Source organism: Paracidovorax anthurii, assembly GCF_003269065.1.
GTDB lineage: Bacteria > Pseudomonadota > Gammaproteobacteria > Burkholderiales > Burkholderiaceae_C > Paracidovorax > Paracidovorax anthurii.
Map to the genome: position 1 here is coordinate 1 of NZ_QLTA01000101.1, position 7,286 is coordinate 7,286.

General features: G+C 66.3%; 4 protein-coding genes. All 4 read right to left on the reverse strand.

Annotated features, from left to right (window positions below; all coding sequences use genetic code 11):
- Positions 1-247: 247 nt before the first annotated feature.
- Complete coding sequence (locus tag AX018_RS25045; RefSeq protein ID WP_146749444.1) at positions 248-811, reverse strand: DUF8467 domain-containing protein; 564 nt, start codon at positions 809-811, stop codon at positions 248-250.
- Between the two features lie 38 nt (positions 812-849).
- Positions 850-5,751 carry an RHS repeat-associated core domain-containing protein gene (locus AX018_RS24040; RefSeq protein ID WP_170146344.1) on the reverse strand — a complete coding sequence of 1,634 codons (4,902 nt, stop codon included), beginning with the start codon at positions 5,749-5,751 and terminating at the stop codon, positions 850-852.
- Between the two features lie 52 nt (positions 5,752-5,803).
- Positions 5,804-6,274 carry a DUF1795 domain-containing protein gene (locus AX018_RS24045; RefSeq protein ID WP_111882775.1) on the reverse strand — a complete coding sequence of 157 codons (471 nt, stop codon included), beginning with the start codon at positions 6,272-6,274 and terminating at the stop codon, positions 5,804-5,806.
- 40 nt (positions 6,275-6,314) lie between these two features.
- On the reverse strand, positions 6,315-7,286 hold a 972-nt coding region (locus tag AX018_RS24050), incomplete at its 5' end, for a DUF2345 domain-containing protein (protein ID WP_146749445.1).

Genomic DNA, 7,286 nt, shown 5'->3' on the forward strand with positions numbered 1-7,286 from the left:
GCGCGCCGAGGACTGCGACGGATCGGCAACCGGGTGCTCTCCACGGTCCTGCGGTTCCTCCCGCTCCGCACCCCGTTCGATCCACGGCTGGGCGCTGGGTCTCGCCTCGTCTGCTCGCGCACGTCGTCCTCGCCGGAGCAGTTCATGGCTCCGTGGGGCCGAATATGGGTGGAATCCGAGGTATGTCGCCGTGCTGGCTGGAGGGTTTGCTATTGATTCAGGAGTGAATGGCAGCACGGCGTCATGTTTAACCGGGCTTGGAGGTGAAGTAAGCCATGGTGTTGTTGGTGAGATAGAGGCCGTTGACCTGATCGAATTTGGCGATGGCGTCCGGCCAGGCGATGAACTTGGCGTGCGGCTTAGGACTTACCACGCCTGCTGCTATGTTGGTGATTGGATAGAGCTTTCTTCCATGCTTCTTGCATATATTCCAAATTGATTTGACAAAGGAATCGGTTTCAGGACTTTTCACACTGTCATAGGAAGCCATCAATGTGCCATTGCGGAGACCGCCAGGAATGTAGCTTGCTTCAGATGAATGCAGATACTTCACTATTCCACTTCCGATGGTCCCGCCGTGATATATGCCTGAGCTTCCGACTTCCTTGATCAGATTTTTTGAATAAAAATCGAGAGTGATAATTTCCCCGCTGACAATGGCAACAGATGAGTTTGCAGCGCTGTAGCAATTGTCAATAGAGTCCTTTACCATCGGGGAAGAAGCTTTCCATGCATGGTTGTCGATGAAATAAAGGCCATTTATCTCTTCTTTCAGCAGCATCGAGAACTCCGCCTCGTCTGCACGGGTCATGAATAGCTCGATTGAAAAAATCTTCTGACTTGACATCTTTACCTTGTTGTGACCGTCCCGGCAGTCATGGTGGAAGTATCTAGTGTTCCTGCGGCAGGAATACTTCCCTTGGGGACGGTGATAACAACCGCATTCGGATTCTGCTGGGTAATACGTACCGCATTATTCCATTCACGCTGGCTCATTCCATTGACACTACCCTTGTCCACAGTCTGTACGTAGACAGTTCGACCCTGAGCGTCTGTGAATGTCATATCGGTATAGGAAGAGCCTTTGCGCCCGCCATTGAGCGGAGGAAGATAAGTTTCCGGAAGTTCGGCTCCTGTAATCACGTCACGCCCACCCTGCGAATGGTTGTATGTTGGGTTGTCAACTTGGAATTGGTCCCGCACTTGATCCATGTGACTCTTGGTCGCAGCATTCCCCCTGCGGCACCACCCCAGCGGATCGGTCCAGGTGATCGGGTTGAACGCATATTGGTGGAGATTCACTCCACCCGCCAACCCGATGGGATCGGGCGTGGTGAACGCCCCCAGGTCCGGGTCGTAGTACCGGAAGGTGTTGTAGTGCAGCCCCGTCTCGCGGTCCAGGTACTGCCCCTGCATGCGCAGGTTCTGCGGCATCGGCGCGGCGCTTGCCTGTGCCCTGGTGCCCGTCTCGTCCATCGGAGCATCCACCGGCCGGCCGGCCGCATCGAATGCCTGCCACTCCTCGGCCACCGCACTGCCCCACACCCGGTACTGGGCCCGCCATACGAGGCGGCCGTCGCGGTCGCTCATCTCCTCGGGTAGCCCGTTGGGCTGCAGATGGAAGTAGTAGATGCGCGCCGAGGACTGCGACGGATCGGCAACCGGGTGCTCTCCACGGTCCTGCGGTTCCTCCCGCTCCGCACCCCGTTCGATCCACGGCTGGGCGCCGGGATTCGGCATGTGAGGCGCCAGCGCGCCCACCGGCCCGGCCACTGCGTGGTGCGCATCGCTCCAGTCGCCGTTGGTGGCCGGAATGGAGCGGAACTTGCCCGCGGCCGGATCGGCGGCGGGGTCTTCTCCCACCAGCGCCAGGGTCGCGGCCGGGTGCTCGGGCTCCAATGCACCCGCCCCATCGATGCGCGCCAGCGGGCGGTAGCTGCCCGGCTCGTACACGTAGGTGCTGGTGTGCGTGCCCCGGCCTTCCTGCAATAGCCGCAGGCCCTCCCAGGTGAAGCGGGTCTCGCCGAAGTCGTCTTCCTTGGCGATGCGCCGGCCCAGCGGGTCATAACGGTAGCGGAAGACCTGCCGGACCGGTTCGCCGTTGCGGCCCGCCCGGATGACGGAGGCATGGGTCATGCGGTGCAATGCGTCGTATCGGCAGTGCAGTTCGGTGTGCGCGCCGATGCGCTTGCGGATCAGCCGCCCGAAGCCGTCGTAGTCGAAGCGCTTGTCCTGCAGCACCTTGACGCGGTTGTGCCGCACCCAGCCCCGGCTGCCATGACCTTCCTGCGCAGCGGGCGCATCCAGGCGGTTGCCGGCCGGATCGTAGTGGAACACCTCGTGCAGCGCCTGCTGAAGTGCGGGCGATGCAGCGCCCGCATGCCCCATGGCCTGCAGCGTGGCCGACAGCACATGGCCGGCCGGGTCGTAGCGGTAGCGGGTCTCGCCGTTGCGGCTGTGGCGCGTGCGCACGAGTTCGCCCGATGCGTCGTAGTCCCATTGCTTGCGCAGGCCATCCATCCCCGGCATCGGGTCGGTGCCATCCATCTCCCGGGCCCACCCGGCGTGCGCCCGCAGGCCCGCCGATTGCGTCCATTGCGCCCGTTGGCGGCCCAGCGGGTCATAGGCCCAGCGGCTCGCCCAACGGCCCTGCGTGCGCAGCACTTCCCGGTGCAGGTCGTCGCGCTCGATGTCGGCCACCACCACGCCGTCCAGGCGGATCTGGTGCACGTGGCCGCTGCCGTAGTGCAGCTGGCGCAGCACGCGGCCATCCGGCAGCTCGGTCGAGAGGCGGTTGCCCAGCGCGTCGTGCGTGTGGCGCAGCGCCGTATACGTGCCTGTCGCTGCGTCCCGGGTCGTTTCGGACACCAGATCGCCCAAGGCGCTGTAGGCGAACGCCAGCGTGTGGATGGGTGCCTGGACCGCCGCATCCAGCGTCTGCGCGTGCACGATGCGGTCCATCCGGTCGTAGGCGAAGCGCTGCACGATCCTGTCCTGTGCGGACGGGGATGGTGCGAGGGCCTGCACGCGCTTCTCCACGAGCCGGCCGATGGCATCGCGCTCGTAGGCCGTCTGGATCGGCGCGGCCGGTGCATGGCCCGCGATCGTCTGCTCGCGCACGTCGTCCTCGCCGGGGTCTTCCCGCAGCGCCACCACCCGGCCCAGCGCGTCGTGCGCGAAGGCGCGGCGGTTGCCGTCCGGCCGCAGTTCCTGCACCAGCCGATTGGCCGCGTCGTAGGCGAAGCGGTAGGTGGCGCCGTTCTCGCCCACGAGGCTGGCGAGGCGGTGCGCGGCGTCGTAGCCCAGGTGCACGGTGCTGCCGTCCGGGTATTGCAGGCCCAGCAGCTTGCCGTGCTGGTCGTACTGGTAGCGCGTGAGGCGGTGGCCGGAATCGCCGGCGGCCACCAGCCGGTCCGCGTCGTCATAGCCGTAGCTTCTTGCCGATCCATCGGCCAGCGTCACGGAGAGCAGCCGGCCGAGCGCATCGTGTACGTAGTGCGTGGCGTGCCCCAGGGCATCGGTGGTCGCATGAAGATAGCCGTTGGCGTCATGGTCGAAGCGCGTGGTCTTGCCCGAGCAATCGGTGTAGCGGACCAGCAGGGCGCGCTCGTCCCAGGCCCATTGCTGGCGGCCGCCGTTCGCGTCGATGGTGAGCACCGGCAGTCCGCGCGGGTCATGCACCGTGGTCTCACGCCAGCGCGCTTCGCTGTTCGGATCGTGGATGCTCGCACCGTGGCCGCTCGCTGCAGTGCCGCCCTCCTGCGGTGGCCCGAGCACTTCGGTGCGGTTGCCGCGCTCGTCGTAGGTGTAGTCCCAGCGGGTGCCGTCCACGGCGGTGGCGGCGCGCACGCGCAGCAGGCGCTCGTGCCAGTCCAGGCGGGCGGTCTGCCCCAGCGGGTCGGTGGCACCCACGAGGTTGCCCAGGCGGTCGTAGGCGAAGGTGAAGCGGCTGCCGTCCGCGCGGCTCCAGGCCAGCAATTGCCACAGGTCGTTCCACTCCATGCGCTGCACCTGTCCCAGCGGATCCTCGATGCGCGTGACGTTCTGGTCGGCATCGTGGTCGAAGAGCTGCACCCGCCCAAGATGGTCGGTGACGCGGGTGCGCCGGTCTTCGGGCTGCTCGCCCGGCAGGTCGTATTCGAAGGTCCATGCCGTGGCGGGCATGCCGGCGGCCGCGTCGTCCAGCCAATGGCGCACCACGCGGCCCTCGGGCGCGGGCCGGTCCCAGCGGTAATGCGCCATGAGGCCGCTCGCGAAGGTCTGGGACACGAGGGTGGAGCCCTCCCAGGCGAAGCGGCGCACGCTGCGGCCCAGGCGGTCGATCACCTGGGTGAGCTGGCCGTGGCCGTCATAGCGGTATTCGACCAGCGTGCCGGCAGGCCCGCCCGCGGTGAGATCGACGCGCACGAGGCGCAGGCTGCGGGATGGGGTATCGGCGCGTGCGGACTCACCGCCGATGGGCGCGTACCGCAGTGCGAGCCGGTGGCCTGCGCTGTCGGTCACATGCCGCACGATGCCCTCGGCATCGCGGTGAAAGTCGATGGTGTTGCCGTTGAAGTCCGCCCACTGGAGCAGCCCGAGGCGCTCGCCGTCGCCTTCGCTTTCGCCGTGGCCGGCCCGCATGCCGAAGCAGTAGATCCACCCGAGGGCGGGCATGCCGATGAAGTAGGCGCCGTTCTCGCCGCGGCTCAGTTGCAGGCCTTCGGGCACGCTGAACATCTGGCCGCCTGGCGGCAGGTCGTCGAAGGGGATATCGCGACCGGATTCGTCGATGAAGTGCGTCTTGCCGCCCTCGAAGACCAGTTCCACGCCGAAGGGCAGGCTCCAGCCGGTGCCGAGCACGCCCGTGCGGGCGTCGCAGGACGCATAGGTGCGGCGCCACACGATGGGCAGTGCCCCGGGCAGGCGGAAATCGGTATCGTCGTCCCCCAGCAGCACCTTGGCGCCCGTGACGACGTGCACGGGCTTGCCCTGCAGGAGGTTGCCCAGGGCGGTGCCTGCGCCGTCACCCCAGCGGGTCGCGGTGGAGTGCCCGCCGTCGAAGGACGGCATGATCTCGCCCATCACCTTCGCGCCCACCACGCCCGTGAGCACGGCCATGCCGAAGCACTTGACGCCCGCCTTGAGCGCCCCCATGGCCCCACCGAGGATGCCCGCCCAGAACCGGGCCTTGTTCGCGAATTCGCGATCGGAGTCGGGAACCTCGCGGACGCGGAAGTTCGCCACGGGCACCGATTCGCCGCCGATGAAAACATCCTCCGAGCCCTTGCTGATCTTCGCCTCGCAATCCACGCAGTCGCCCTCGCGCGCGGCGCGGAAGCTGTCGATGTAGACCGTCTCGCTGCCGAAGATCACCAGGCTGGGCGGCATGCTGTGTTTGGCGCACTCGGCCACGTCCAGACCGGCGCGGATGGCCGGCCGGTCGTTGATGAACACGGAGGCCGAGCCGGTGGCGGTGAGCGAGCCGCAGTCCGAGGTGAAACTTCGCCCGAAGGCCTCCCCGAAGGATTGGACGAAGTCGCCGACCAGGGAAAAAGCGTGCGCGACGACAAACGAGGCCAAAGCCACCCCTACGCCGATGGCAATGCCCGCGGCGGTACCCAGGCCTGGACACGCGATCGTTCCTACCACCGCCCCGATGGCGACAGCGGCGCCGAACTCGATCCCGACCGCCGCGGCGGCTCCGGCCGCGTGTCCTTCGCGGGCGTAGGTATGGGCAATGGGATCGTGCAGGCGAGCGGCCTTGGGCATGGTGGAGTACGGTGTTACCGAAAGGTGTGAATCAAGCGGGCGGGACCGAATTTCAGGTGCGCAGCCGCAGGCTGTGCATGACCGAAGCCCAGTGGGCAAGATGCTCGTCCTTCCAGGCGCCTGCATAAGTGCCCGTCACCACGAGCGCGCGGCGTGCAGGCAGTTCCGCAAGCACGATCTTCTGGTGGATGGGGCGGCCTTGCCGGGTATAGGTCACGTAGGCTCCTGCAGCGTTGGGCGCCTCGCCGGCGCCGGGCGAGCGGGACGGCTCGCCCGCGGGGGCATGCAATGGCAGATGGGTCGTGCCGAATTCCAGCTGCTTGAAATGCTTGCCAGATGTCGACAGCGCCTTGATCTGCTCGCGCAGCAGTTGCTCGACGCTGCCGTCCTCCTCGAAATAATCACGCGTGATGACCACGCTGAAGGGCATGGCGGGATCGCCGAAGACCAGCACATTCACGCTGCGGTCGATGAAGCTTCCCGGGGGCAGGTCGAACGTGGCTTCCTGGATGTGGTACTGCATGGGATGTTGCAGCCTGCGGGAAGCCGCGGGCCGAGGGATTTCAGTTGATGTTGACGGGCTTGCCGAGCACGGTGAGGACGTCCTTGAGCTCGATCAGTCCATTCTTGCCCCGGATCACCACCTTGCCGTCGTTGGTGAGCGTGATGGAGGCTCCATCGCCCTCCTTGCCGGCCACGAGCGTGATCGTGGTCCCGGCCTGCAGACGGATGTGCTGGCCTGCCTTGGCGAGCACCGAGTCCTCGGTGGCCTGCAGGTTGACGTTCTGCTGGCCCACGATGGTGGCGGTGTCCGTGCGCGAGGCCAGGGTGGCGTTCTGCTGGGCGGTGAGGTTGAGGCTGCCCGTCTGCGCATCGGTGGCGATGTCGCCCGCGCCCACCGTGGTGCGCTGCCCGCCTTCCGAGACGTGGGTCAGCATGCCGGCCTTGGCGAGCTGGGTGAGCTGCGCGCCGCTGGAGACGGTGATGTGCTGCGTCGCGTGCATCGACGCGCTCTGCCCGGAGCTGATGACGATGGGCTTGGGGCTGACCATCGTGTGGCCCTGGGGACTCACGATGGAGACGATGGGCTGGGTGATGTCGCGCGAGAGTTCGCGCAGTGACTGCGATTGCGGCATGGCCGGATCGGTGTCTGAGGGCAGGGCCATTTCTGGTCCGCCACCGCCTCCGCTGCCTTGGACGGCGGACAGCGCGGCGGCCGCCTTGGACAGCGTTGCCGACGCGGCTTGGCCGCCCGTCATGGCCGCGATGCCGGCGCCCAGTTCCATCATGTGCGAGGTCTTGAGCGAGTTCAGCGCACCGATGTTCGCATCCAGGGTCTGCACGGCCTGGCTGGCTTGTTGCATCAGCGATGCGGTGCCTGCCAGCCCCGAACCCAACTGGTCGAAGCCGTCCGGGTTGAAGTTGGCCACCATCGACGTGAAATCCTGAGGATAGGTGGTGATGAGCAGCCCCTTGTCCGCGCGGATCGAGCCCCACAGGTCGGTGCGCAGCTCGAAGCCGTAGCCGCGCTGCGA

Coding starts and splice junctions, on each gene's coding strand:
- AX018_RS24045 (WP_111882775.1), bottom strand. CDS start 6,274: ATGCAGTACCACATCCAGGAAGCCACGTTCGACCTGCCCCCGGGAAGC.
- AX018_RS24040 (WP_170146344.1), bottom strand. CDS start 5,751: ATGCCCAAGGCCGCTCGCCTGCACGATCCCATTGCCCATACCTACGCC.
- AX018_RS25045 (WP_146749444.1), bottom strand. CDS start 811: ATGACCCGTGCAGACGAGGCGGAGTTCTCGATGCTGCTGAAAGAAGAG.